The sequence below is a fragment of the Phytoamicus setariae genome, assembly GCF_016722925.1.
Lineage (GTDB): Bacteria > Pseudomonadota > Alphaproteobacteria > Rhizobiales > Rhizobiaceae > Rhizobium_E > Rhizobium_E setariae.
Genome location: NZ_JAEQNC010000003.1, coordinates 456,854 through 481,911, shown reverse-complemented (window position 1 = coordinate 481,911; position 25,058 = coordinate 456,854). Strand labels below are relative to the sequence as shown.

Here is a 25,058-nt window from a genome sequence, read left to right as displayed (position 1 = left end):
ATGCCTAACATTAAAATCTATGTGGACGAGACGTTGCCCGAAGCTTCCGTAACGTCGCTGAAATCAGCTCTGCTACCTATACGGGAGATGCTGTGCGTCGAACTGAAGGTTGATACGAGCGCGTGCCAGTTCGCGATCCTGCAGGTTGCGGGTTTGGATGATCAGCCTCACGTGAACGTCGAGTTGATGATCCTGCCCAAACCCGACCGGACACAAGAAACCGTGAGGGACGTGTGCCGAAAACTGCGCGAGATGGTCACCGAGGCTTCCGGCCAGTATGTCGCCGTCCGCGCGACCGCCCTCGATCCGCAGACATATATCGCGCTGAAATAACCTGGTCCCCTACCGAGGCGATCACATGAAGGAAAACCTCGTTATGGGATTTTGAAAACCGCGCGGTTATCTCAATCAGGTTCGCCTCCCGGCAAGCTTTAAGAAGAGAGGGTGAAGTGTCGAAACTTTCCATTCAGAGATCGACGATATGCTTGCCAGCCGTTACCACGAATGGCCTGGCGCCCGGACAACAGAGTTTGCGCGGCTCCACCGCGAAATCGAAGCCCTCGCGGTGCGGGATGAGACAGCGGCACTTCCGGTTGGTTTCCTGCGCCATTATGATGACGGAGGTGAGCTGCAAGGCGATATCGGCGCGTTGCTGGAAGCACTTGGCGACAGGCGCGAGGTAGCGGAGGCCCTGGTTGGGAGCTGGCAACCGGCACAGTATTCGACAATGCCAAGATGACGACAGCACTCCTCGACCGCTTGACGCACCATTGCGAGATCGTTGAGACCGGAAACGAGTCCTGCGCTTCAAAAACCGTTCTCAATGCTAAAGCCGAAGGCCCCAATCACTCGCACTTGGCCTACCCTGTACTACCACGGCCAGCGCCTGGCAGGCCAAGCGCTGATCTACAGCATATGGGGGGGCAAAATTGGATGCCGTGCCGATTGAAACGTTATCGAAGATTCTGTGGGTTGCTGTCCATGGCTGGCCGCAATTCGGCGGAAGCTTTGGTGCCGGCCTCCGCAATGTCACGCTTTAGCGTGGCAAGAAGAGAGGGATCGGCATGGCGCGAAGTCATGATGTTGGAGAACAACTTCAGGAAGTGCGGATGAATATGGTTGGCCTCACCGAGTGCGGTAAATGCATCGGCCCGCCTGCCCATTCGTACGAGCGTGGCGATGCGCAGGGCCGAGCCGGTGCTGTCTTCGCCGATGATTGAATCCAACTGGCGTAGTGTGGTGGTGAACGCGCCGTTGCGATAGGCTTCGAGCGCGAGCACCAGGGCGGCATCCGGCGGATCGATTTCCGAGCTTGCAAGCGTCGATCGTGCCAATGCCGCGCCTTTTGCCCAGGAGCCACTGACATAGAGGCGTAGCGCGAAAGCGCTGGCCACCTCGGCATTGAGCGGATTGGCAGCAAGCGCATCATTGCCGGCCTCAAACGCAGCATCCAGCCGCCCCTTGGCATAGAGGGCGACCATGCGGGCGGCAAGCGCCCGGTCCGAGTTGGGCGCCAGCGTAAGCGCCTCATTTGCCAAACCGAGTGCGGCCGTCGAATTGGAGGACGCGCCCGCCACCTCGTCTAACGCAACAAGGACCCTCGCCAAAGTCGCATTGGCGTCGGCATCGCGTTTGTTGGCTTTGAGCGTCGCCTCGAGGCATGCGCGTGACTGCGCCAGTCCGGCAATCGTGCCGGCGCTGATCGCGTACTCGCTGCCCAGAACGCAAACATTGCCTTCCTCAACGGAATCCGCCTTGCGATGAAGCTCAAGACCGTTCAACTGGCCCATGGCTGATCCGAAACGGGCGCCCAGTAAAGATACGAGCTTTGCATCGGCCTGGTCTGCGTGGCCTGCGGGATTGGCAACAGCGTCTTGACCAGAAAAAAGCGTTTCACCGCTGCCCGGTTCAATCACCGACCACGTGACGCGGTGCGCATCGCTATCGACCCTGTATGTCAGCGCAATCTGATAATCGCTTGGGCTGACAAAGGTGTCGCGATCGACTCCGGCCATTGCCGTACCAGACCGGTGACGGGCAAAGCTCTGCGATTTGGCCAGCCGCAAGGTACCGAAACGTGCGAGTGCGACCATCAGGTCATCTTTGAGATTATCGGCCCGCACGCTGTAGGCCGGATCCCTCGTCTGAACGACCAGCGAGACCAGCGGCTTGTCCACGGCTCGGCCAGTTACATGGGTTTCCGGTGTAACGAAAAAAGCTGCGGCCGAAACCAGGGTGAGAGCCGCAACGAGCGTGGTTACCAAGAACAATAGTGGTTTTGGAACGCGGCGTGGGCTTTTCGGCTGCTGGTTATCTGCGGCATCATGCAAATCACCCCGCTCGATGATCAACGGTGCCTGCTGGGAAACAGCCGCCGCCGCTGGACCCTGCGCAGCCTCATGCGGAATATGAGTGAAGTCGGCAATGTAGTGGCCCCTCGGCAAGCCTACGCGGATCCCGTTCGGCGCCCCATAGGCGTCATAATATTGGTCGAGCGCCGCACGAAGCCGGGCGGCCTCAATACGTACGATTGGGTCGATAGCCGGGTCGAAGCTCGGCGGCCGGCCGAAAACGTCGACGGCAATCGAATAGGCCTTGGCGCCCTTAGTATTTCCGGCGAAAGCTTTCTCAGCGATATAGCCGAGAAACGCATAGTTCCGCTCGGTCAGCCGGAGTCGCGGATCCGAAAATAGCCGCTCCAATTCATCTCTGGCGGCGCGCTCCTCAACAGGAGCTTTTTCTTCGGTCCGTGACATGTCCGGATATCTATTTTCGTCCATGACACACCCCCACGGTTGTTGTCTTGGTGCAATAGAAATTCCTTAATTAAGCATAGCGTGCGCTTCGCTTATTGGCGAGCACAATCTGGAGGAGAAGGTGAATGTTACCTTAAGTTGTTGCGAATCGTAGTCTTTTTATCAGACACTCGACCGCCGCGCAGAGCACAACTCGATGACTTCACCCTCGATGCCACCGCAGACGCTCTCGTAATCGGCAATAATCTCGCGGTCGGGATGGGGGTTGTTTCGCATCAGGGCAAGCACGTGGGTTGCCTCGTCATAGGCATCGCAAAGATCTCGCAGCGCCTGCTCGTGGGCATGCCGGCGCTGCAGCTCGCTCCGCAGGGCGGGGAGCCGGACCATGAGTTTCAGGAGTCCCTTTGACAAGCCTTCTCTGGACATCATCGTTCACGAAACTGTGTTTCGAGGATTTTCGGAGCATCAGCCACCGCAGAGTATTTTTGAAATTTGGTGACGGGCACCCTGTCGTAAATATGACGCAATGCCACGGAGGAAGCGAGTACGTTACGGTTACATAACGCTGTAAATCGTGGGGCTAACCCACGAAGGGGGCCTTGCTTTCCTGGCTAGGTCGAGGGCTGCCAGATAGCCAACCATCGGAAAAGGTTCCTATGTTACCGTAACGCAACGGTCGTTCGACGGAACGTTACAGGCACAGATTTTCAATTCGCAGTGCGCAGGTGAACAGGACCACCGGAGATATGTGCGAAATGCTTGGCCCTGCTGCAGCGATTCATCCGGTTTTTGGCGACGCCTGTTACGTCAAATGTTACCGTAACGTACTTCATGCGGCCTCGTGCGAATGGCAAAAGGTTCACGGGTTGCCGTCCTAAGACCGCCTTCATAGAAGGAGAATGGCTTTGCTCGCAGAAAACCAATCGAACATTGTGACGAACGCTTCGGATAAGCTATTTCTCGATGGGCGGGAAATGGCATGGATTCCCGGCAGGACCTTCCTGATGGGCTCAAACAATCACTACCCGGAGGAAGCGCCCGTCCATCCGGTTTCAGTGGATGGCTTCTGGATCGACACAACGCCTGTGACCAATCGTCAATTCGCCGAATTCGTCAAGGCGACTGGATACATCACCATGGCGGAGAAAGCCCCAAACCCGGACGATTATCCCGGTGCGCTGCCGGAAATGATGCGCGCCGGCTCTCTGGTTTTCACGCAACCCAAGCATCCGGTCTCGACCAATGACTTCAGCCAATGGTGGACCTTCAAATTCGGGGCCGACTGGCGCCATCCGCTGGGGCCGCGTAGCGACATCCGCGGAAAGTTCGACCATCCAGTCGTGCATGTCGCCTATTCGGATGCCAAGGCCTATGCGGACTGGGCTGGTCTCGATCTGGCCACCGAGGCCGAATGGGAGCTTGCGGCGCGTGCCGGCCTCGACGAAGCGGAATATGCATGGGGCGATGAGTTGACGCCGGGTGGTAAGCGGCTTGCCAACACGTGGCACGGAATTTTCCCGCATCAGAGCTTGAAGCCGAAAGGGACGGAACGAACCTCCGCCGTGCGCAGCTTTCCCCCCAACAGCTACGGCCTCTACGATATGATCGGCAATGTCTGGGAGTGGACGAGCGACTATTGGTCTACCCGCCATTCCGAGCCGGCCGCAAAATCCTGCTGTATCCCGAGCAATCCGCGCGGCGGGCCTGCCGATGCAAGCTACGATCCGCGGCAGCCGGAAATCCGCATTACACGCCGCGTATTGAAGGGCGGCTCGCATCTCTGTGCCCCCAACTATTGCCGCCGCTACCGGCCAGCGGCTCGCCACGCCGAGCCTGACGACACATCCACCAGCCATGTTGGTTTTCGTTGCGTCAAGCGCCCGTAGACAGAGCATAAATTCAAAGGAGGACGTCATCTTGAGACATCTCAACCCGGTTCGCATCCTTGCGACTGTGATTGTATTTTGTACATCGCTGCTGATGCCTCTGGCTGCACAGGCCGAGGACCTGGCCACGTGGAATGACGGTCCGACCCGCAAAGCCATCATCGATTTCGTCAAGGACGTGACGACACAAGGTGACCCGAAATTTGTGCCTGTCGAGGATCGCATAGCGGTTTTCGACAACGATGGGACGCTCTGGACGGAGCATCCGATCTATTTCCAGTTCGCCTTCATGCTCGACCGGGTGAAAGCCCTGGCACCCGAGCACCCGGAATGGAAGGAAAACGAGCCGTTCAAGTCCATTCTCGCCGGTGACATGAAGGGAGTGGAGGCAAGCGGCGAAAAGGGCATCATGGAAATCGGCATGGAGACCCATGCCGGCATGTCGACGGATGCGTTCCAAAAGATCGTGTCAGATTGGTTTGCAACAGCTCGGCATCCTAAATTCAAGCGCCCCTACAACGACCTGACTTTCGTCCCGATGCGGGAGCTGCTCGACTTTCTGCGAGCCAATGGATTCAAGACCTACATCGTCTCGGGCGGCGGCATAGAGTTCATGCGGCCACAGACCGATCAGATGTACGGCATCCCGCCGGAACAGGTGATCGGCAGCAGTATCGTCACCAAATATGTTCTGAAGGATGACATCCCCTATTTGATGCGTGAGCCCAAGGTGAATTTCATCGATGACGGTCCTGGCAAGCCAGTCGGAATCAACAATCACATCGGTCGGCGCCCGATTTTCGTCGCCGGCAACTCCGATGGCGACTATGAAATGCTGCGTTGGGTGACCGCGCGCGGTGGGCCAAGCCTTGGCATCATTGTTCATCACACCGACAGCGCGCGCGAGTATGCTTATGATCGCGACACCAAAGTCGGCCGGCTCGACAAGGCCATGACCGAGGCGCCAGAGCGGGGCTGGGTGTTGGTCGATATGAAGAATGATTGGAAGAAGGTCTACGACTTCGAGAAATGATAGCAAATGGGCGGCCAATGGTTTGTCCGCCTGGCGAACACATTGCCAATTGGGCCGGTTCGTTTCCTGTCGGGTTGAGGCGGATCGTTACCGCGTCCCCTTGAGAGCGTGCCGCCATCGCTGTGGCGCCGAGCGCGACGTGATGGTCATGCTCTCCCCCCCCCCCCCCGAGGCGTAGCAATATCTAAAGCCGGCTAATCGATTGGAAGAGCTTGTCCAACAAGGAAATAAGCTGCGTTTGCTCGTTTTCGTCGAGGTCGACGAAAATATCCTGATTGAGGCGCCAGGCGAAGGTCATGACATCCTGATGCAAGGCTTCGCCTTTCTCTGTCAGCGTCAATTCGACCATGCGCTGGTCCGTCTCGCTCGGCTTCTTCGCAAGCAGGTCGCGCTTGATCAATCCGCTGACATAACGGCTCAATTGCCCTTCGTCCTGCTGGGTTGTCCGCGCCAGATGTCGCAATGAGGGTCGACCGAGATAGTTGATCGTCGCCAGCGTCCGCCATTCTCCGAGTGTCAGGCCGAACTGGTCGATCAGCACGGTCTGCGCGTGGCGATCGTTCAGCCGCACCATATAGGCGAGCCTGTAGGAAAACAGGTCGCGGATATCCCGGGGCTTTGCCCAAGGCGATGGGATGGGGTCCATGACCTCGACGGGAACGGTCGGCAATTTTTTGTTTGACATTGTCAAGCAATTCTCACAGATTTCACCTAATGGCTAGGTCGCATGAACGCAGCCGCATCGCAAGCCACGACCAAAAGGGGATCTGAAATGCCAGTCATGAATTTGCTCAGGAAGACAGCCGCCACACTTTCAGCCACCTTGCTCGTTCTCTCCGCCGCGACTGCCGTGGCCCAGGCAGAGAACGTCAAGCTTCGGTTTGCCTATCTCCTGGCTGACAGCATGTTGCCGATCATGGCCGCAAAAAAGGCCGGCGCCTACGAGAAGGCGGGTATCGATCTCGAACTGACGGAGGTTCAGGGAGGTCCGGCCGTTGTCGCTGCCATCGCGTCGGGCGATGCCGATATCGGCTATGCCGCGCCGGTGCCGCCAATCAATGCGCGCCTCAACGGTGTCAACGTCAAGATGGTTCTGGCGCTCGGTCACGAAGTGGATCCGGACAAGAAATTCATCTGGCTGGTTGCTTCCAAGGCATCGGGCGTCGCAAAAATCGCCGACATCAAGGGCAAGAAGATTTCCTTCAACGCCAATGGCAGTCTTTGCGAACTGGCATGGCGCGACCATCTTATGAAGGCCGGCGTCACCTTCGACGATATCGAGCCCGTGGTGTTGCCGTTCCCGCAACAGGAGGCCGCGCTCGAGCAGGCAAGCATCGATGCGGCCTGCACGGTCAATCCGTTCTATTCCTCGATCTCGGCCAACAAGGCAATCGATGCAACGGTGATTGCCGAGGGCATGCTGGCCGATGAGAAGGAGCCTGTCATCAATGACGTGGTCTTTGCCACCGACGAATATCTCGTCGCCAATCGTGACGTCCTGAAGAAGTTTGCCGAGGTGACAGATGCGGCCCGCAAGGAGATGCAGGCCGATCGCGCCAAGGAAGAGGCGGCTGCCGTCGAATTCCTCGGCCTGACGGCGGATACCGCCAAGACGTTCCAGCTGCCGATCGTCAAGGCGGATATGTCCATCTCGACCGCCGACGTTCAGAAATTGCTCGATGCCATGCACAAAACCGGAATGCTCCCCGCGCCGGTGACAGCGGACGAGATGGTCGACAATCTTGCCGATTGAGTGATCGAGCACTTGGCCGGCACCTCCATGCCGGCCCTTTTTCTATGGAGACAACGGATGGATGTGATGCTGGATGCGCGAGAACTCGCCAAGGCCTACGGTTCAGGCCCCGGCGCGTTGAAAATCCTCGACGGGATCAGCTTTTCAGTCAAGCGCGGTGAATTCGTCTCGATTGTCGGCCCCTCCGGTTGCGGCAAGACCACGTTGTTGATGGCGCTGGCTGGCCTGCTAAAACTGGACGGCGGCGATGTCAGCTTCAAAGGCCGGAAGCTGAGCGGGCCTACGCCCGGAATTTCAGTCGTGTTCCAGGATTACTCGCGCTCGCTGTTTGCCTGGAAGAGCAATCTCGACAACGTCGTCTTCGGCATGGTGCGCGACAAGGTTCAGGCCAAGGCAGAGAAGCAGGCGCGTGGCCGCGAATTGCTCGCCGCCGTCGGCCTCGAAGGTTTTGCCGATCATTACCCCTGGCAACTTTCCGGCGGCATGCAGCAGCGTGTGGCCATTGCCCGGGGCCTGGCATCGCAAAGCGAGTTGCTGCTGCTCGACGAGCCGCTGGCCGCGGTCGATGCGCAGACGCGCGCCGACATGCAGGATCTGTTGCTCGAGCTTGCCGAACGTTTCCAGCAGACCTGCATCCTCGTCACCCACGATGTCGACGAGGCCGTCTACATGGCCGATCGCGTCGTCGTGCTGACCCGGAGACCGACGCGTGTCGATCACGATATTGTCGTCGATCTCGGCAAGAAGCGTGACCAGATCACCACCCGCGAGGACGCGCGTTTCCTCGAGATCCGCCACGATGTGATGGCGGCGATCCGGCGGTTCCGCGCCCAGGCGCCGATCGCGGAAAAGGCCTGAGGCGATGTGGTTTGAAAAATGGCTCTTGCGGTCGCGCGCCCTCATCTCGCTGCTGTTGATCATGGCGATCTGGCAGGTGGTGGCGATGCTGGAGATCGTGCCGCACAAATATTTCCCGTCGATCCCGGAAATCGCTGAAGGCTTCTGGTCGATGCTGGTTTCCGGCGAGTTGCTCGCGGGGGATGCGCTGACATTGACGCGCGCGATTATCGGAATCATTGGCGCCTCGCTGATCGGGGTGGCGCTGGCGCTGCTCGCCGAGATCTCTCCCACCTTTCGCGCCGGCTTCCGGCCGATCGCGGCGCTGGTCCAGCCCATTCCGCCGGCCGCACTGGTGCCGATGGCGGTGTTCATGCTCGGGCTCGGCTTCAAGCTCTATGCCTTTATCATCATTCTGGTGACGATCTGGCCGCCATATCTGAATGGCGCAGCGGCCCTTTCCGCCGTCAGCGATGTACAGGTCAAGACCGGCAAGATGCTCGGGCTTTCCGACCGTGAGATCCTGTTCCAGATCAAGTTGCCCGCCGCCTGGCCGGAGATCTTTGCCGGCATTCGCTATGCATCGACCATCAGCCTGATTGCGGTGGTGGTGGCGGAAATGCTCGCCGGTCGCGACGGCCTCGGCTTCATGCTGATCCGCAAGGCTTTCGCCACCCGTATTCCCGAAGTCTTCGCGCTGATGTTCGTCTGCGCGCTGAATGGTGTGATCATGAACAGCGTCATCAACTTCGCCCGCTGGCGGGTCACCGGCTGGCACATCCGCATGACGGAGCGCACGGTATGACGTCGCTTCACAAGAAAATAGCCTGGAACGCGTTGGTTTTGCCGCTTGTCATCCTGCTGGTCTGGCAGGGCCTGGCCATCCGGGCGCATACGCCGCTGTTTCCCGGTCCATGGCAGGTCATGATGTCCATTGCCAAGCTTTATCCGGCCATTGTCGGACAGCTTGGCCATACGTTGGCCCGTGCGGGCATCGGTTTCCTCATCGCCGCGGCCTTGGCAATCCCGTGCGGCATCCTGCTTGGCCGGCTGAAGCTTCTGGGCCAGATCCTTGAGCCGGCGATCGATATGCTGGCGACCCTGCCGCCGCCGGCCGTGGTGCCGCTGGTCATGCTGTTTGCCGGAACCGGCGATGGTGCCAAGATCGTCATTATCGCCTATGCAGCCGCCGTGCCGCTGCTGATGAATACGTATGAAGCGTCCAAGACCGTGCATCCATCGGCGAACCTCGTTGCGCGGGCGCTGCACCTCACGCGCTTCGAGGCGATGGTGCATATTGACCTGCCATCCTCGCTGCCGATGATCGCCACCGGCGCCCGGCTGGCGGTGTCGTCGGCGCTGCTCGTCAGTGTGACCTCGGAGATGCTGCTCGCCACCAACGGCATCGGCGTGTTCATCCAGCGGCAGCAGGAAAATTTCCAGATCGCCGGCGGGCTTGCCGGCATCGCCTTCATTTCGCTTGCGGGCCTGATCATCAACAGCCTCGTCTTCCAGTTCGAGAAGCGCTGGTTGTTCTGGCACTATCGCTCGCAAGACCTCAGCAGCAAAGGTTGACCCCTTGGGCAAACGCAAGAACGTTCTCTTCATCATGTGCGACCAGCTTCGTTACGACTACCTGTCGTGCGCTGGACACCCGACGCTTTCGACGCCGAATATCGACAGCCTGGCGGCGCGCGGCGTGCGGTTCACCAATTGCTATGTGCAATCCACCGTCTGTGGCCCGTCCCGCATGAGCGCCTATACCGGTCGCTACATGCGCTCGCATGGCTCGACGCAGAACGGCATTCCACTGAGGGTTGGCGAACCGACGCTGGGCGATCATCTGCGCGAAATCGACGTGCGCTGTGCGTTGATCGGCAAGACCCACATGGTTGCCGATCAGGAGGGTATGGAGCGGCTGGGTATCGATCCGGATTCGATCATCGGGGTGCATGTGGCGCAATGCGGCTTCGAGCCCTACGAGCGCGACGACGGGCTGCACCCGTCTTCCGACTACGATGCCGATCCCGCCTATGACGCCTACCTCCGCGAACATGGTTTCGATGCCGACAATCCGTGGGAGTATTGGGCCAATTCCGGTGAAGGCGACGACGGCGAAAACTTCAACGGCTGGCTGCTGACCCATGCCGACAAGGCCGCCCGGATCCCCGAAGAGCACTCGGAAACGCCCTACATGACCCGGCGCGCCATGCGGTTTATCGAGGAAGCCGAAGCCAAGGGGCAAAACTGGTGCGCACATATCTCCTACATCAAGCCGCACTGGCCCTACATCGTGCCCGCGCCTTACCACGCCATGTATTCGAGCGCCGACGTCAAGCCGCCGGTGCGATCCGAGGCAGAGCGCATCCATCCCCATCCGGTGCTCAAGGCATTTCAGGCCGAGCGGTTCTCGGTGAATTTCTCCCGTGACGAGGTACGTGAGAAGGTCATTCCGGCCTATATGGGGCTGATCAAGCAGATCGATGACCAGATGGGAGTGCTGTTCAAGTTTCTCGAGGAACGGAGCCTGTTCGAAGACACGCTGATCGTCTTCACGTCAGACCACGGCGATTACCTCGGCGACCATTGGCTTGGCGAGAAATACATGTTTCACGATGTTTCAGTGAAAGTGCCGATGATCGTCTACGATCCGTCGCCGAAGGCGGATGCGACGCGCGGGACCGTCAACGATAGCCTGGTCGAGATGATCGACATGGCGCCGACTTTCCTCGAACATCTCGGCGGCAAAGCCAAGCCGCATGTGCTGGAGGGTCGTTCGGTGCTGCCGCTCGTGCGTGGCGAAAACCCGCAAAATTGGCGCAGCTTCGCTGTCAGCGAATACGATTATGCCGGTGAACGTGCACGCCTGGCGCTGGATCTGCCGGTGTCGGAATGCCGGTTGTTCATGATCACCGATGGCCGGTTCAAACTGGTAACCGGGCCCGAAGTGCCGCCGATGCTGTTCGATCTCGCTGGTGATCCCGACGAACTGGTCGATCGTGGCCGCGACCCGGCAATGGCTTATGTCGTCAACCGCCTGCGGGCGGCGCTCGAGCACTGGATGGCGACGCCAGCCAACCGGATTACGGTGTCGGACGATTGGGTGACGACCTCCGACGAGAAGTTTGCCCATTTCGATCCCCTGATCGAGCCGGGCGTTCTCATTGGCTATTGGGACGAAGCCGAGCTTGCCGAACAGCAGGAAGCACGCCGCCACTGGATGGCATCAAAGACCTGACCCAGGCCGGCAATGCGGAGCGCCAACGGCACCCGCATTGCATCATTGATCCATTTGTGAACCGCCCGATCGCTCAGGCGGCCTTCTTCGCCGCATAGGGGTCGAAGCGCTTGTAGAACGTGTCGCCCTTGGCGGCCATGTCCTTGAGCAGCGGCGTCGGGGCGAAATGCTCGCCGTATTTGCCGGCAAGCGTCTCGCAGAGCGCGACAAAAGTCTTCACGCCCATGCCGTCGATGTAGCTCAATGTGCCGCCGGTATAGGGTGCAAAGCCGAAGCCGAGGATCGAGCCGACGTCGGCCTCGCGCGGATCGGTGACGATGCCTTCCTCGACCGTGCGGGCAGCCTCCAGCGCGATGGTCACCAGCAGGCGCTGCTTGAGTTCGGCGAAATCCACGTCTTCCGGTTTCTTCTGCGGATAGAGATCCTTCAGGCCGGGCCACAGCGACTTCTTCGCCGGCTTGGGCGGATAGTCGTAAAAGCCCTTCTGGTTCTTGCGGCCCAGGCGACCGAGCTCGTTGACCATCTTGTCGATCAGCGCCATGTGATGCTTTTTGACTGAGGCTTCCCCGAGATCGTTGATCGAGGCCTTCATGATCTTGTAGGACAGGTCGATGGCCACCTCGTCGTTGAGCGACAGAGGGCCGACCGGCATGCCGGCGAATTTCGCCGCATTCTCGATCATGATCGCCGGGATGCCTTCGGCGAGCATGTCATAGGCTTCGTCGATGTAGCGGAAGACGCAGCGGTTGACATAGAACCCGCGCGTGTCGTTGACGACGATCGGCGTTTTCTTGATCGCCGCGGCATAATCGAGCGCGACGGCAATCGCCTTCTCCCCGGTTTTTTCACCGAGAATGACTTCAACCAGCCCCATCCTGTCGACCGGCGAGAAGAAATGTACGCCGACGAACTGATCCGGCCGCTTGGAATTCTCGGCCAGGCCGGAGATCGGCAGCGTAGAGGTGTTGGAGGCGTAGATCGAGCCAGCGGGCAACACCGCCTCGACGGCTTCGGTCACCACCTTCTTGATGCCTCGATCCTCGAACACGGCCTCGATAACGAGGTCGGCATCGGAAAGCTGGCCGTAATCCGGCGTTGCTGTGATCAGTGACAGCAGCTGAGCGCCCTGTTCCTGGGTCGATCTGCCCTTGGCAATCGCCGCCTTGACCAGTTCCTCGGAATGGGCCTTGCCCTTGTCGGCGGCGGCCTGGTCACGGTCGATCAGCACCACCGGGATGCCGGCCTTGGCAGTGACGTAGGCGATGCCGGCGCCCATGAAGCCTGCGCCAATGATGCCGACCTTGGTGAACTTGGTCGGCGCAATATTGGCCGGACGGCGTGCGCCCTTGCCGAGTTCCTGCATCGACACGAACAGCGAGCGGATCATCGAATAGGCTTCGGTGGTCTGCAGGATCGCGGTGAAATAGCGCTGCTCGATCCTGAGCGCCGTGTCGAATGGCACCTGCAGACCCTCATAGACGCATTTGAGGATGGTGTGCGCACCGGGGTAATTCATGTTGGTCTCGCGGCGCAGAATGGCATTGGCCGCCGAGAACAGTTGCACGCCCTGCGGCGACCAGATCGTCCCGCCCGGTGCCTTGAACCCTTTTTTGTCCCAAGGCGCGACCGGATCGACGCCAGCCTTGAGCAGCGCTTTGGCAGCCGGGATCAGTTGGTCGGGCTCCACGACCTCATTGATGAGACCGAGAGCCTTGGCGCGCGACGGGGTGAGATCCTGGCCGGTGGTCATGATCTGCAGCGCATCCTGCGTGTTGATGAGGCGGGGCATACGCTGGGTACCGCCCGCGCCCGGGAAGATGCCGACCTTGACCTCAGGCAATGCGATCTTGACCGACTTGGCGTTGGACGCGACGCGCGCATGGCAGGCCATGGCGAGTTCGGTCGCGCCACCCATGCAGGTGCCGTTGATCGCGGCAACCCACGGCTTGCCGCAGGTTTCGATCTTGCGCCACAGCCAACTCATGCGGCCAGCGGCATCGAACAGCCTCTTGGTCGCGCCTTCGGGATCGCTCGCGCGCTCGCTCTCGATCATCGAGAACATTGCCTTCAGCATGGTGAGGTCGGCGCCGCCCGAAAACGCAGCCTTGCCCGACGCAAAGACCACGCCCTTGACAGCGGCGTCGGCGACGACCTGGTCGACGATCGCATCGATCTCGTCCATCACCTCCATGGTGAAGACATTCATCGATTTGCCGGGCATGTCCCAGGTGAGGAGGGCGAAACCGTCGGCGTCCGTTTCCAGAGTGAAATTCGTGTAGGTCATATCTCTCTCCAGAAAACTCAAACGCGTTCGATGATGGTGGCGGTGCCCATGCCGGCGCCGATGCACAGCGTCACCAGGGCGGTGGACAGGCCGCGACGTTCCAGCTCGTCGAGCACGGTGCCGAGAATCATGGCGCCGGTGGCGCCGAGCGGATGGCCCATGGCGATGGCGCCGCCATTGACGTTGATCTTGTCGTGCGGGATGTCGAAAGCCTGCATGTATCGCAGTACGACCGCCGCGAACGCTTCATTGAGCTCGAACAGATCGATGTCGGACATCTGCATGCCCGCACGCTTGAGCAGCTTTTCGGTCACGTCCACCGGGCCGGTCAGCATCAGCGCCGGCTCTGAACCGATATTGGCGATCGCCCGGATGCGGGCGCGCGGCTTGATCCCCATGCTCTCGCCGCCGGCCTTGGAGCCGATCAGCACGGCTGCCGCGCCATCGACGATGCCGGAGGAATTGCCGGCATGATGGACATAGTTGATCCGCTCGACGTCGGGATGCGCTTGGATCGCCACCGCGTCGAATCCGCCCATCTCGCCCATCATCGTGAAGGAGGGCTGCAGCGCCGCGAGCGCCTGCATATCGGTCGTCGGCCGCATGTGCTCGTCACGGTCGAGGATGGTCATGCCGTTGATGTCCTTCACGGGCACCACCGATTTGTTGAAATAGCCGTTCGCCCAGGAATTGGCGGCGCGCTTCTGGCTCTCGACGGCATAGGCATCGACATCGTCGCGGGTGAAGCCGTATTTAGTGGCGATCAGGTCGGCGGATACGCCCTGCGGCATGAAATAGGCCGGCACCGCGACCGATGGATCGACCGGCCAGGCACCGCCCGACATGCCCATGCCGACACGGCTCATGGATTCGACGCCGCCGGCAATGATGATGTCGTCGGCGCCTTGCGCCACCTTGGCGGCTGCCAGGTTGACGGCGTCTAGACCAGAGGCGCAGAAGCGGGAGATCTGCATGCCCGGTGCACGGTTGGAATAGCCGGCTTCGAAGGCGGCAGCACGCGGTATCACCGAGCCCGCTTCCATGACCGGATCGACGCAGCCGAAGATGATGTCGTCGACAGTGCTGGTGTCGAGACCGTTGCGATCACGGATCCATTCGAGCGTATGGGCGGCCAGGCGCACGGGCGGCACCTCGTGTAGCGATCCATCCTTCTTGCCACGGCCGCGCGGCGTGCGGACGTGGTCGTAGATATAGGCCTCGGTCATGCTTCTTCTCCCTTTGGCACTGGGGTGCCCAATTCAAATTACTCGTCACGGAGTGCCTCCTCATCCGACCCTTCGGGCCGACTTCTCCCCGCTGGGGAGAAGAGGGAGGTTGCTTCGCGTGCGCCGCCAACCGGCATCGTCTTGTTCGGCTCAGCACGGTTTGCTGGGCAGGTTCAACGGGTTATCTCTTCTCCCCAACGGGGAGAAGGTGGCCCGAGGGGCCGGATGAGGAGGCTCTTTGCCATTAGCTTTATCTCAAAACGCATCCGCCGCAAGCGCCATGACGCTATCTGCGCCCGCTTCGATACGGGCCTTGCGGAAGGCGGTTTCCGGCATCATCCGCTCCATGTAGAACCTGGCGGTCAACAGCTTGTTGACAAGGAATTCCGTGCGGGCGTCGCCGGCATCCTGCTTCTCCAGAGCGGCCTTGGCGGTCTTGCCCCACATGAAGCCGAGGATGACCAGACCGAACAGGTGCATGTAGTCGGTTGCGCCGGCGCCGGCATTGTCGGGCTTGGCCATGGCATTGCTCATGAACCACATGGTGGCGGCTTGCAGGTCGTTCAAGCCCTTCTTGATGGCCTTGGTGAAGGGGGCAAGACGTTCGTTATTGCGGTTTTCCTCGCAAAAATCGCCGATTTCCTTGAACACGGCCATCGCGGCGCGGCCGCCATTGGCGGCGAGCTTGCGGCCGACGAGATCCATTGCCTGGACGCCGTTGGCACCTTCGTAAAGCATGGCGATGCGCGCATCGCGCACATACTGGCTCATGCCGTTTTCTTCGATATAGCCGTGGCCGCCAAACATCTGTTGGGCCTGCACTGCATTTTCGAAGCCGCGATCGGTCATCACGCCCTTGAGGATCGGCGTCATGATCGACAGGATATCCTCTGCCTTCTGGCGTTCGCTCGCATCCGGCGAGCGGTGGGCGATGTCGGATTGCAGCGCCGTATACAGCATGAAGGCCCGGCCGGCCTCGTTGATCGAGCGGATCTGCATCAGCGTGCGACGGACGTCGGCATGCACGATGATCGGATCGGCTGGTTTGTCAGGTTGCTTGGGGCCGGTCAGCGAACGGCCCTGGATGCGCTCGCGGGCATAGTTGGCGGCGTTCTGGTAGGCCGCTTCCGACACAGCCAGCCCCTGCAGGCCGACGCCAAGGCGCGCTTCGTTCATCATCACGAACATGGCTGCAAGGCCCTTGTTCTCCTGGCCGATGAGATAGCCGACAGCTTCGTCATGGTTGAGCACGCAGGTCGCGTTGCCATGAATGCCCATCTTGTGCTCGATCGCGCCGCAGGTGACGCCATTGCGCTTGCCAGTCGTGCCATCGGCGTTGAGCAGGAATTTCGGTACGATGAACAGCGAAATGCCCTTGGTGCCTTCCGGCGCGCCTTCGATGCGCGCCAGCACCAGATGGATGATGTTTTCGGTCATTCCGTGTTCGCCAGCCGAGATGAAGATCTTCTGGCCGGTGATCTTGTAGCTGCCGTCCGACTGCGGCACGGCCCTGGTGCGCAGCATGCCGAGGTCGGTGCCGCAATGGGGTTCGGTGAGGTTCATGGTGCCCGACCAGAGGCCCGAAACCATGTTCGGGAGGTAGGTTTGCTTCTGCTCCTCGGAACCGTGCACCAGGATCGCCGCAATCGCACCGTTGGTGAGGCCCGGATACATCATCAGCGCCATGTTGGCTGCGGACATATATTCGCCCACGGCAGTGTGCAGCGTATAGGGCAGGCCCTGGCCGCCGAACGCTTCCGGCACCGAAAGCCCGCTCCAGCCGCCAGCGCAATATTGGTCATAGGCTTGCTTGAAGCCGTTGGGCACGTCGACAGAGCCGTCGTCACGGCGGACGCAGCCCTGCTGATCGCCGGAAAGGTTGAGTGGAAAGAACACCTCCTCGGAGATTTTGGCTGCTTCGCCCACAATTGCTTCAAGCAGGTCGGGCATAACTTCGGCAAAACCGGGAAGGTTGTTGAATTTCTCGATGCCGAGGACATCGTTAAGAACAAACAGCGTATCTTCAACCGGTGCCTTGTAAACGGGCATGCAGACTCTCCTTACCCAAGCCGAAATCGTTCCGGTCAATAATACAAAATATTGACGTTTGCGTAAACGTCAAAAACACTTGAATTCTTTGGTTCGCCGCCCGGCAACCGGTGGGCGCCGCATAATGTCGGTTCTAGCGTGAAAAATGGTGTCGCAAACTGAAGAAATTAAAAGATTCTTCGGCTGGGTTAACGGCTTGTTTACCACGATTTGTAAAAACTCGTTAATGAAAAGCGGGTGCGGTTAAGGTTTTGCGCGCCTCCGGAAGTGGCATCGATACAACAGCCTGACGAAAGTCTGAGCTGTTAATGGGAAGCGACGCAGCACGTCCGGAGTGCGGCCAGAAGACAGCCATCCGGAGTAAACATGCCGGAAACACAGTTCGGCAGAGCAGATCGAGCGGGCTGGTGACATGAACGGATCACGATCGAATACCCCGAACTACGGCGGCAAGACTTCACTGGACCAACTCAACAGGACCATCGAAGGGTTGGAAGCGCGCATCCAGGGGTTGGTCAGCGAGCGCAAGCAAGCGCAACTGCGACCCTCGCCAGTCAAGGCCGATCCACTCGGCGAAATCATGGAGCGCCAACGGGCATTGGGCGGCGCGCGCGAACGGGTTGCGGCAGCGATGGATCGTTCGCCGCGCCACGAACCGGAAATGCGTCATCAGACACCCGTCAACGAACCATCCCGCGTAGACCATTCAGGCGCGCTCGCCGATATTGCCGCGACACTTCAGGCGTTGCGGGGCGAAATCCGCCACGACGCCAGCGACGCGCTGGCCCACGATCTCAGCGAAATTCGCAGTGACATGCGCAGCCTTCGCAGCAGCGCGGCATCCGGCGGCGTGGAATCGTTGCGTGACGACATTGCCAGGCTCGGCGACAGTGTCGAGCGGCTCGGCGATACACGCATGCAGGGCCTGCCGGAATTGCGCGCCGATCTCGAAGAACTCAGGATGATGACAGCTGGCCTCGCACGTGAGGAAAGCGTCCGCCATCTGGAGCATCGCTGGGACCGCACGGAGGCTACTCTTGTGGCCGCGTTCGATCCGGAGCAGCTGCGCGAGGAGTTGATCCAGCTCGCCTGGCGGATAGATGGCATCAAGTCCGGTCTGGGCGAGTTGAACGCCGCGCCCGCCGTCCGCTCACTGGAAGACAAGTTGATGGCGCTTGCGGGCGCTATCGAGACCATTGGCCGCGACGTCCATGACAAGTCGGATCTCAGCCACCAGTTTGCCGGTCTCGATGGACGGCTCGATGAAATCAGCCGGGCCATCGCTGCAAGTGCCAGCCAGAGCGCGTCTGCTGTCGACAGCAGCGCATTGCGCCGGCTTGAAGGCCGCATCGGCGAACTTGCCGAGCACATCAACGCGCTGCCGCAGCCTGCGCCGGAGAGCCACATCGCGGAACGCATCGAGGCGCTGACCCAGCGCATCGAGGAATTGGCGGCGGAAGACGCTGCCCAGAAACTCGAAGAACGGATCGGCCACCTTTCCACGCTCATCGAACGCAACTTTCGCGAAACGCAGGCGCCAGACGTTTCGAACCACCTCGCCGACATTTCCCGCAAGATCGACGGTCTCGGCGGCAACCAGACCGATGCCCTGATGGCACGCCTGGAGGCGTTGTCGCGGCAGATCGGCGAATTCGAATTGCCGAGCGAAACACCACCGCTTGCCATGGCCGACCTGACAGCAATGTCGAGGCTCGAAAGCCGGCTTTCTGAAATTGCCTCTCGCCTGGATGAAACTGTCGGCGCACCCGCAGCCGACACCAACGCCCTGCAAAACCTTGAACGACAAATAGCCAACCTTTCCGGCCTGATGAACAAGCCGACCGGCGAGAATGCGCTTCCCGACGGTTTCATGGGTCGCACGGCCATCGAGGATTACATTGCATCCTCGGACGAGTTTATCGTCGAGGCAGCCCGTCAGGCCGCCGAAGCGGTCGTCGAAGCCTATTCGCGCACCGGCATCGGTGTTGGTCAAATTGATCATGCGGAAATCTCGGCGCTAGCCGGTTTGGCCGAGGACCTTCGGGCGCTGGAGGCCCATACCCGTTCGAGCGAAGAACGCACGGCGGAGACTTTTTCTGCGCTGCACGAGACTCTGGTTCAGATTGCCGGCCGCCTCGACGATTTCGGCGGATCGCACATGGAAGTACAGTCGCATCGGGCGCCGGATTACCAGCCGTCGCCGATGCCAAGAGCGGCCCAACCCGATTTTTCGGCAGCAACAGCTGTACTTGAGCCCCAATCCGTTCGTCGTGCGCCCGAAAATCCGAAGGTGGAAGTGCTGCATGAGCCAGATCTGCTCGACGCGGCGGCAGAGGCCGATATCACCGAAGACGCAATTGATGCCATTTCCGCTCCCCTCGAAAAGCAGAAGCCGGCGTCCAAGAGCCTGATCGCGGGTCTTGCCGCACGGCTTAAGCCCGCCAAGAGGGAGAAAGCCGTCGAGACCGCGCGCGTGTCCGTCGACCCCGCGCCTGCACTCGATCCGGGCGACATGCTGATTTCCGAAGAAAGCAGCTTGCTGCTTGAGCCCGGCTCGGGTGTACCGGACGTCAAGAAAATCATGGAAAAGGTTCGTGCCGGCCAGAATCAGGCTGGAACAGGCGCTAGGCCCGCACAGGCCGATGTCATCGCTGCTGCTCGCCGTGCCGCCCAGGCCGCCGCTCAGGAAGCCGGCGCCCAGAAATTCGTCCAGCCGGCCGCAATGTCGGCCACCAGGCCTGCTAAGGAGTCGAAGTCGCTGTTCAGCGGAGCCGGTGAAGCCCGCCGGCCGATAGTGCTTGCCGCCGCCGCCGTCCTGCTGGTCGTTATGTCCTACCCGCTGGTCTCCAATCTGATCAAGGGCCGGCAGGCCGAGGCTCAGAATGCTGTCCAGCCAGCGATCAGCCTGCCGACCAACGAGAACTCGACCGCCGAAGGCGTGGCCGATCCCGTCGTGGCTGCAACAGCGGGCGCCGACAATTCCGTCGACGAGGCGGTGGTTGATTCTTCGCCTGCAGTAACACCAATGGAAACCGGCACGGAAAAGCTGATGACTCCGGCTGAAAACGCCGATCAGGCTGCCGTGCTCGAAAAGCCCGTTGCCGAAAAGCCCGTTGTCGAAAAGTCAGAGGATAGCGAACCGGAAACGATCGCCTCACCCAAGCTGGCGGAGAGCGAAGGCGCTGATGCGGCGGATGGCGCCCAGGCGGCGGTTGCTGCGGATACGGCTGATCTCTCATCCGCTGAGCCGATGGCGCCACCAGTGCTGCCTGCCGGATTGCAGCCTGCCTCGCTGGTCGAGGCGGCGAAAAAAGGCGATGCGCTCGCCTATTTCGAAATCGGCTCGCGCTTTACCGATGGACGCGGCACGAAGATCGATCTGGCCGAAGCGGCCAAGTGGTATCAGCTTGCCGCGGACAAGGGACTTGCGCCCGCCGAGTACCGGCTCGCGAATTTCTACGAGAAGGGTACCGGACTGAGCCGCGACTTGCAGAAGGCCAAGGCGCTCTATTTGTCGGCGTCGCAAAAGGGCAATGCCAGTGCCATGCACAACCTTGCTGTGCTCAATGCCACGGGCGCAGCGGGCACCGCCAACTTCGACGAGGCGGTCCGCTGGTTCCGTGAGGCGGCCGAACTGAATGTCCGCGACAGCCAGTTCAATCTGGCGATCCTTTATGCGCGCGGCAATGGGGTCCCCCAGGATCTCGAGGAGTCCTACAAGTGGTTCGCCGTAGCAGCCAAGCAGGGCGATCAGGATGCGGCGCAGAAGCGCGACGAGATTGCCAACGCCTTGAAGCCAGAGCAACTGAAGAGCGCCAAGGCGAAGTTCGAGCTCTGGAAGCCGCGCCCGCTCGACGATACGGCCAACAGTGCCGTCGCGCCCGACGAATGGGTCGCCAAGGCCAATACCACGGCGACGATCGACATGAAGCGGGCGATCCGCAACATTCAGGCGATCCTCAACAACAGCGGTTTCGACGCCGGCACGCCGGATGGCGAGTTGGGCAAGAAAACCGTCACGGCGATCAAGGCGTTCCAGAAGTCCGTGGGCCAGGAGCCAACGGGCAGGGTGGACGATGCGCTGGTCCGCGAATTGCTGTCGCGCAACAAGAAGAAGGCATAGTCCGGCGTCGGCCGGAAGGTCATGTCGCCGGATTGGTAGCGATGTCGATCTACTCTGTAGAGTATACGCGGATGTTGCCTTCGAGAAACGCTTGTATTGATTATCAGTTTTGCCGAGCAAAGCGCCGCCGCGTTGGTTGACAGCCAACTGAGACGGGCGCAAGACTATTTTAAAATCAATATGTAACACTCTGGAACAGGCCAGAATTTTTCGGGCCTGTCACTGATCTATTGTCGGCGAGGGACCCCCGCGTGACCATCTACCTGCCCATAGCCGAACTCTCGGTGAACATCTTCATCATTCTGGGCATGGGCGCGGCCGTGGGGTTCTTGTCCGGCATGTTCGGCGTCGGGGGTGGCTTTCTGATCACGCCGCTGTTGATCTTCTACAACGTGCCGCCTGCCATTGCTGTGGCAACGGGGGCCAATCAAGTCGTCGCGTCCTCTATTTCTGGCGCCATTACCCATTTCCGACGCGGCACCATCGATCTCAAGCTGGGAACTGTTCTGCTGGTCGGCGGCCTTTTCGGGGCAACGCTGGGCATCTGGATCTTCGCAGCGCTGCGTGCGCTCGGCCAGCTGGATCTGGTGATTTCGCTGCTCTATGTCGTGCTGCTCAGCACGGTGGGCACCTTGATGCTGTGGGAAAGCGTCAATGCCCTGCGCCGCGCACGGCGCAATGAAACGGTAACCCTCAAGCGCACCGGGCAGCACAATTGGGTGCACCGGCTGCCATTCAAGATGCGGTTCAAAAAGTCGAAGATCTATCTGTCGATCGTTCCAGTCGCCGCGCTCGGTTTTGGCGTCGGGGTGCTGACGTCGATCATGGGGGTCGGCGGCGGCTTCATCATGGTTCCGGCGATGATCTACCTGCTACGCATCCCTGCCAGTGTCGTCGTTGGCACGTCGCTCTTCCAGATCATCTTCGTCTCGACCTATTCGACCGTGATTCAGGCGGTCACCAATCATTCCGTCGACATCGTGCTGGCTTTCATCCTCATGCTGTCCGGCGTGGTCGCCGCGCAGTACGGGGTGAGGGTCGGCCAGCGGCTTCGCGCCGAGCAACTCCGGGCGCTGCTGGCGTTGATGATCCTTGCTGTCGGCGCGCGCCTCGCCATCGACCTTTTCCTTGCGCCCGCCGATCTTTACTCGATCGCACGCACGGGGGCCTTCCAATGAGACGCCTCCTCTCCATGGTATTGCCGCTGGTGCTGATGGCGTCGGCTGCCGAGATGGCGGCGGCCGAGAAGCTGCCGCTCGCTTCGGCGCGATTGCCGGAGGCCATCAATATCGGCGTCAGTTCCCGTGAAATCGCGATCGCGCCGGACTTTTCCGGTACTGATGTCACGGTGTTCGGGGCGCTCGACAATATCGATCCATATCTTCTGGCCATCGGTTCGTATGACGTCGTCGTCGCGCTCGAAGGGCCGCGCGATTTCATCACGGTGCGCAAAAAAGAACGCGTGTTCGGCGTCTGGGTCAACAGGCATTCCGTAACGTTCGAGTGGATGCCGGAGTCCTTCTCGATGGCCTCGACGAGGGTCATAGACCAGATCGGGACGCCGATGGAGCTCTACACCTACAATATCGGTTTGCCCCGAGCCAAGATCGTGCCCTCGACCTATTCCGGGCGGGCCGAGGAGGTGATCGAGTATCGTGACGCTTTCCTCAATCTAAAGCACAAGTCCAAGCTCTACCAAAGCAATCCTGGTGGCGTTTCCTTCGTTTCGTCCTCGTCCCTTTTCCAGGCAACGATCCACATTCCGGCCGATATTCCGAATGGAACGCACACCATCCGCGCGGTGGCCTTCAAGAATGGCGTCTACGTCGCGGAAAAGGAACTCAAGCTGCATGTGGTCAAGACGGGGCTCGAACAGACAATCACCCGTGCCGCCGAGGAGACCCCGCTTTACTATGGTCTGTTTTCAGTGCTTCTGGCCGTGATCACCGGCTGGGGCGCCAGTATCATGTTCCGCAAGGACTGAGGGACATCAGGCGACGGCCGATTTTGCCGCCACCAGATCCTCATAGGCCTTCTGCAATCCGGCCAGAACCGATTGCGCGGGCGGTGGGGCGCCCAGATGGATGTTGCGCAGTTCCTGCATGAAATCCTCCCACATCCTCGGTCCGCCATTTTCGAGCAGTTCGGCGCGTATGCTGAGTTCCTCGGTAACGGGCAGGAATTTCCGTCCCCAGGCTCCCATGACGGCGAATACCGGAACCAGAGCAATTCCCATTTCACTCAGGCTGTAGAGCGCCTTCTGCTTGTGGCTTGGGTCGGCCGTTCTGGTTAGCAGGCCTTTGTCGACCAGCCGTTTCAGCCGGTCGGCCAAAATGTTGGAGGCAATGCCTTCCTCCGATTTCAAAAGCAGCTCGCGAAAATGCCTGCGATTGCCGAACATCATGTCGCGCAGCACGATCAGGCTCCAGCGATCGCCTAGGATCTCCAGCGTGAGATTGATGGGGCAGCCGGATCTATGGGCTTCGTTCATGATGTACTCCGAAAACTGCTTGCGTAATACAATCAGATTCCGTATGTATCAACCGATTGCAGATTGCAACTGGTAAAGCCGGGAGGACGTGGCATGGCAAAGGTAATCGTCTGGAATCTCGTAACGCTCGACGGTTTCTACGAGGGCGAGAAAAAATGGGATCTCGAATTCCACAATCGTGCCTGGGGCGGGGAGCTTGAGGCAATGGCCAATGAGTTCGGCGACAAGGCGGGCCTATTGGTGTTCGGCAGGGTGACCTATGAGGGCATGCGCGACTACTGGACTGCCGCGGAACCTTCGACCATCACGACCTACATGAACGCCCTTCCCAAGCTGGTCGCGTCGCGGACCCAGTCCATGTCGGAATGGAACAATACAGTGATGACGGCCGATATCGACGCGGAGATTGCCCGCAGGCGCAAGGCGCCCGGCAAGGATGTCTACGTCTTCGGAAGCGCGGAGCTCTCCCATTCGCTCATGGGTGCCGGTCTCGTCGACGAAGTCATGCTCTGCGTGGTGCCCGTGACGCTGGGCAAGGGCAACCGCTTCTTCAAGGGTGGCGCGCCGCTCGATTTCGACCTGCTGGAAGCCCGTCCGCTTTCGAACGGCTCGGTCATCCTCCGTTACAAGCCTCGGAACGCCGACTGATCAGCCCCGCAATGCGGAATGGGCAAAGCTGTGGATGCGGCCCTGGCTCAACATGTGGGCGGTCAGTCGGTCCTTGTCGAACAGGCCGGCAAAGGCGCGGTTGTTGATATCGAGGCCGCCGGTCATGACCCCGAAGGACGGCATGATCATCCGCCGCCCGTCGGTGGCGAAACAGGGGCGGCGCACCGCCCTTTCCCGGCGCAAGAGCGTGGCGGCCGGATGCAGATGCCCGGCGATTTCTCCCGGTTGCGGTTGCTTCAACGGTTCGTGGCGGAAATGCAGGCCGGCATAATCCAGCGTGTCGGCAGCGGTGCCGGCGAGATCCGTCACGCCATCGGGGTCGTGGTTGCCGTTGATCCAGATCCATTCCCGACCATGCGCCATCTCGTTGATCATCGCCCGGAACTCGGCCGGCATGTGCACCGAACCCAGCCGGTCGTGGAAATTGTCGCCCAGGGAAACGACGATTCGGGGATCGTGCCGGGCGATGACCGCCGCAAGGATGCGCAGCGTCGCAAGCGTGTCCCATGGCGGCAGCAGCTGCCCCCGGCGGGCAAAAGCCGCGCCCTTCTCCAGATGCAGGTCGGAGACGCAGAGCAGGCTGTGCTGCGGCAAGAGCATTGCACCCGCCGGATCCAGCACGATCCGCACGCCGTTGATCTCTGTCACGCAGGATGGAGCCGGTATCATCGCGTTGTCGGTTGTTGCCGTTGCCAGCCGGTACATGCAAATCC

Annotated in this window: 21 protein-coding genes and 1 pseudogene; 13 read left to right on the top strand and 9 right to left on the bottom strand. The window is 60.3% G+C overall.

Annotated elements, in window-relative coordinates:
- On the top strand, nt 1–333 hold the full coding sequence (locus tag JJB09_RS07550) for a hypothetical protein (RefSeq protein ID WP_201655475.1): 333 nt from the start codon (nt 1–3) through the stop codon (nt 331–333).
- A gap of 133 nt (nt 334–466) precedes the next feature.
- On the opposite strand, the gene JJB09_RS07545 is transcribed toward JJB09_RS07550, so the two are convergent.
- On the bottom strand, nt 467–709 hold the full coding sequence (locus JJB09_RS07545; RefSeq protein WP_201655472.1) for a hypothetical protein: 243 nt from the start codon (nt 707–709) through the stop codon (nt 467–469).
- A 5-nt stretch (nt 710–714) separates the two neighbouring features.
- On the opposite strand from JJB09_RS07545, the pseudogene JJB09_RS07540 reads away from it, so the two are divergent.
- Nucleotides 715–830: pseudogene (locus JJB09_RS07540) on the top strand (ATP-binding protein); the annotation flags it as partial.
- Nucleotides 831–953: 123 nt separating this feature from the next.
- Here the strand turns inward: JJB09_RS07540 and JJB09_RS07535 are convergent.
- A complete protein-coding gene (locus JJB09_RS07535) occupies nt 954–2,780 on the bottom strand; it encodes a tetratricopeptide repeat protein (protein ID WP_201655469.1) in 1,827 nt (608 codons plus the stop codon).
- 138 nt (nt 2,781–2,918) lie between these two features.
- Nucleotides 2,919–3,167: a hypothetical protein gene (locus tag JJB09_RS07530; protein ID WP_201655466.1), complete on the bottom strand. Its 249-nt coding sequence runs from the start codon at nt 3,165–3,167 to the stop codon at nt 2,919–2,921.
- Between the two features lie 563 nt (nt 3,168–3,730).
- On the opposite strand from JJB09_RS07530, the gene JJB09_RS07525 reads away from it, so the two are divergent.
- Nucleotides 3,731–4,642 (top strand): formylglycine-generating enzyme family protein, encoded by a 912-nt coding sequence (locus JJB09_RS07525; RefSeq protein ID WP_201655630.1) that lies wholly within the window; start codon nt 3,731–3,733, stop codon nt 4,640–4,642.
- Nucleotides 4,643–4,736: 94 nt separating this feature from the next.
- Nucleotides 4,737–5,675, top strand: a complete 939-nt coding sequence (locus JJB09_RS07520; RefSeq protein WP_201655627.1) for an HAD family hydrolase — start codon at nt 4,737–4,739, stop codon at nt 5,673–5,675.
- Nucleotides 5,676–5,859: 184 nt separating this feature from the next.
- Here JJB09_RS07520 and JJB09_RS07515 read toward each other — a convergent pair whose 3' ends face one another.
- Nucleotides 5,860–6,360 (bottom strand): MarR family winged helix-turn-helix transcriptional regulator, encoded by a 501-nt coding sequence (locus tag JJB09_RS07515; RefSeq protein ID WP_201655463.1) that lies wholly within the window; start codon nt 6,358–6,360, stop codon nt 5,860–5,862.
- Nucleotides 6,361–6,447: 87 nt separating this feature from the next.
- On the opposite strand from JJB09_RS07515, the gene JJB09_RS07510 reads away from it, so the two are divergent.
- The 5 genes from JJB09_RS07510 to JJB09_RS07490 are packed head-to-tail and all read left to right on the top strand — an operon-like array spanning nt 6,448 to nt 11,503.
- On the top strand, nt 6,448–7,428 hold the full coding sequence (locus tag JJB09_RS07510; protein ID WP_201655460.1) for an ABC transporter substrate-binding protein: 981 nt from the start codon (nt 6,448–6,450) through the stop codon (nt 7,426–7,428).
- Nucleotides 7,429–7,485: 57 nt separating this feature from the next.
- Nucleotides 7,486–8,286: an ABC transporter ATP-binding protein gene (locus JJB09_RS07505; protein WP_201655457.1), complete on the top strand. Its 801-nt coding sequence runs from the start codon at nt 7,486–7,488 to the stop codon at nt 8,284–8,286.
- A 4-nt stretch (nt 8,287–8,290) separates the two neighbouring features.
- Complete coding sequence (locus JJB09_RS07500; protein ID WP_201655454.1) at nt 8,291–9,070, top strand: ABC transporter permease; 780 nt, start codon at nt 8,291–8,293, stop codon at nt 9,068–9,070.
- Complete coding sequence (locus tag JJB09_RS07495; protein WP_201655451.1) at nt 9,067–9,840, top strand: ABC transporter permease; 774 nt, start codon at nt 9,067–9,069, stop codon at nt 9,838–9,840. The genes JJB09_RS07500 and JJB09_RS07495 overlap by 4 nt, the downstream gene beginning before the upstream one ends.
- Nucleotides 9,841–9,844: 4 nt before the next feature.
- Entirely contained in the window at nt 9,845–11,503 is a 1,659-nt protein-coding gene (locus JJB09_RS07490; protein WP_201655448.1) for an alkaline phosphatase family protein, read from the top strand.
- Between the two features lie 73 nt (nt 11,504–11,576).
- Here the strand turns inward: JJB09_RS07490 and JJB09_RS07485 are convergent, their stop codons facing one another.
- From JJB09_RS07485 to JJB09_RS07475, 3 genes are all read right to left on the bottom strand, one after another.
- On the bottom strand, nt 11,577–13,787 hold the full coding sequence (locus JJB09_RS07485; RefSeq protein ID WP_201655446.1) for an FAD-dependent oxidoreductase: 2,211 nt from the start codon (nt 13,785–13,787) through the stop codon (nt 11,577–11,579).
- A 17-nt stretch (nt 13,788–13,804) separates the two neighbouring features.
- Nucleotides 13,805–15,013 carry an acetyl-CoA C-acetyltransferase gene (locus JJB09_RS07480; RefSeq protein WP_201655443.1) on the bottom strand — a complete coding sequence of 403 codons (1,209 nt, stop codon included), beginning with the start codon at nt 15,011–15,013 and terminating at the stop codon, nt 13,805–13,807.
- Between the two features lie 255 nt (nt 15,014–15,268).
- Nucleotides 15,269–17,062 carry an acyl-CoA dehydrogenase C-terminal domain-containing protein gene (locus tag JJB09_RS07475; RefSeq protein ID WP_201655440.1) on the bottom strand — a complete coding sequence of 598 codons (1,794 nt, stop codon included), beginning with the start codon at nt 17,060–17,062 and terminating at the stop codon, nt 15,269–15,271.
- Nucleotides 17,063–17,474: 412 nt separating this feature from the next.
- Between JJB09_RS07475 and JJB09_RS07470 the strand changes: the two genes are divergently transcribed.
- The 3 genes from JJB09_RS07470 (at nt 17,475) to JJB09_RS07460 (ending at nt 23,169) form a co-directional block, all read left to right on the top strand.
- Entirely contained in the window at nt 17,475–21,185 is a 3,711-nt protein-coding gene (locus JJB09_RS07470) for a peptidoglycan-binding protein (protein ID WP_201655437.1), read from the top strand.
- A 251-nt stretch (nt 21,186–21,436) separates the two neighbouring features.
- Nucleotides 21,437–22,363: a TSUP family transporter gene (locus tag JJB09_RS07465; RefSeq protein WP_201655434.1), complete on the top strand. Its 927-nt coding sequence runs from the start codon at nt 21,437–21,439 to the stop codon at nt 22,361–22,363.
- Complete coding sequence (locus JJB09_RS07460; protein WP_201655431.1) at nt 22,360–23,169, top strand: TIGR02186 family protein; 810 nt, start codon at nt 22,360–22,362, stop codon at nt 23,167–23,169. Before JJB09_RS07465 ends, JJB09_RS07460 begins: the two co-directional genes overlap by 4 nt.
- Nucleotides 23,170–23,175: 6 nt before the next feature.
- Here the strand turns inward: JJB09_RS07460 and JJB09_RS07455 are convergent, their stop codons facing one another.
- Nucleotides 23,176–23,676 carry a winged helix-turn-helix transcriptional regulator gene (locus JJB09_RS07455; protein WP_201655428.1) on the bottom strand — a complete coding sequence of 167 codons (501 nt, stop codon included), beginning with the start codon at nt 23,674–23,676 and terminating at the stop codon, nt 23,176–23,178.
- 93 nt (nt 23,677–23,769) lie between these two features.
- Between JJB09_RS07455 and JJB09_RS07450 the strand changes: the two genes are divergently transcribed.
- Complete coding sequence (locus tag JJB09_RS07450) at nt 23,770–24,324, top strand: dihydrofolate reductase family protein (RefSeq protein WP_201655425.1); 555 nt, start codon at nt 23,770–23,772, stop codon at nt 24,322–24,324.
- Here JJB09_RS07450 and pdeM read toward each other — a convergent pair whose 3' ends face one another.
- Nucleotides 24,325–25,050, bottom strand: coding sequence for a ligase-associated DNA damage response endonuclease PdeM (gene pdeM / locus JJB09_RS07445; RefSeq protein WP_201655422.1), 726 nt, complete (start codon nt 25,048–25,050; stop codon nt 24,325–24,327).
- Nucleotides 25,051–25,058: the final 8 nt, after the last annotated feature.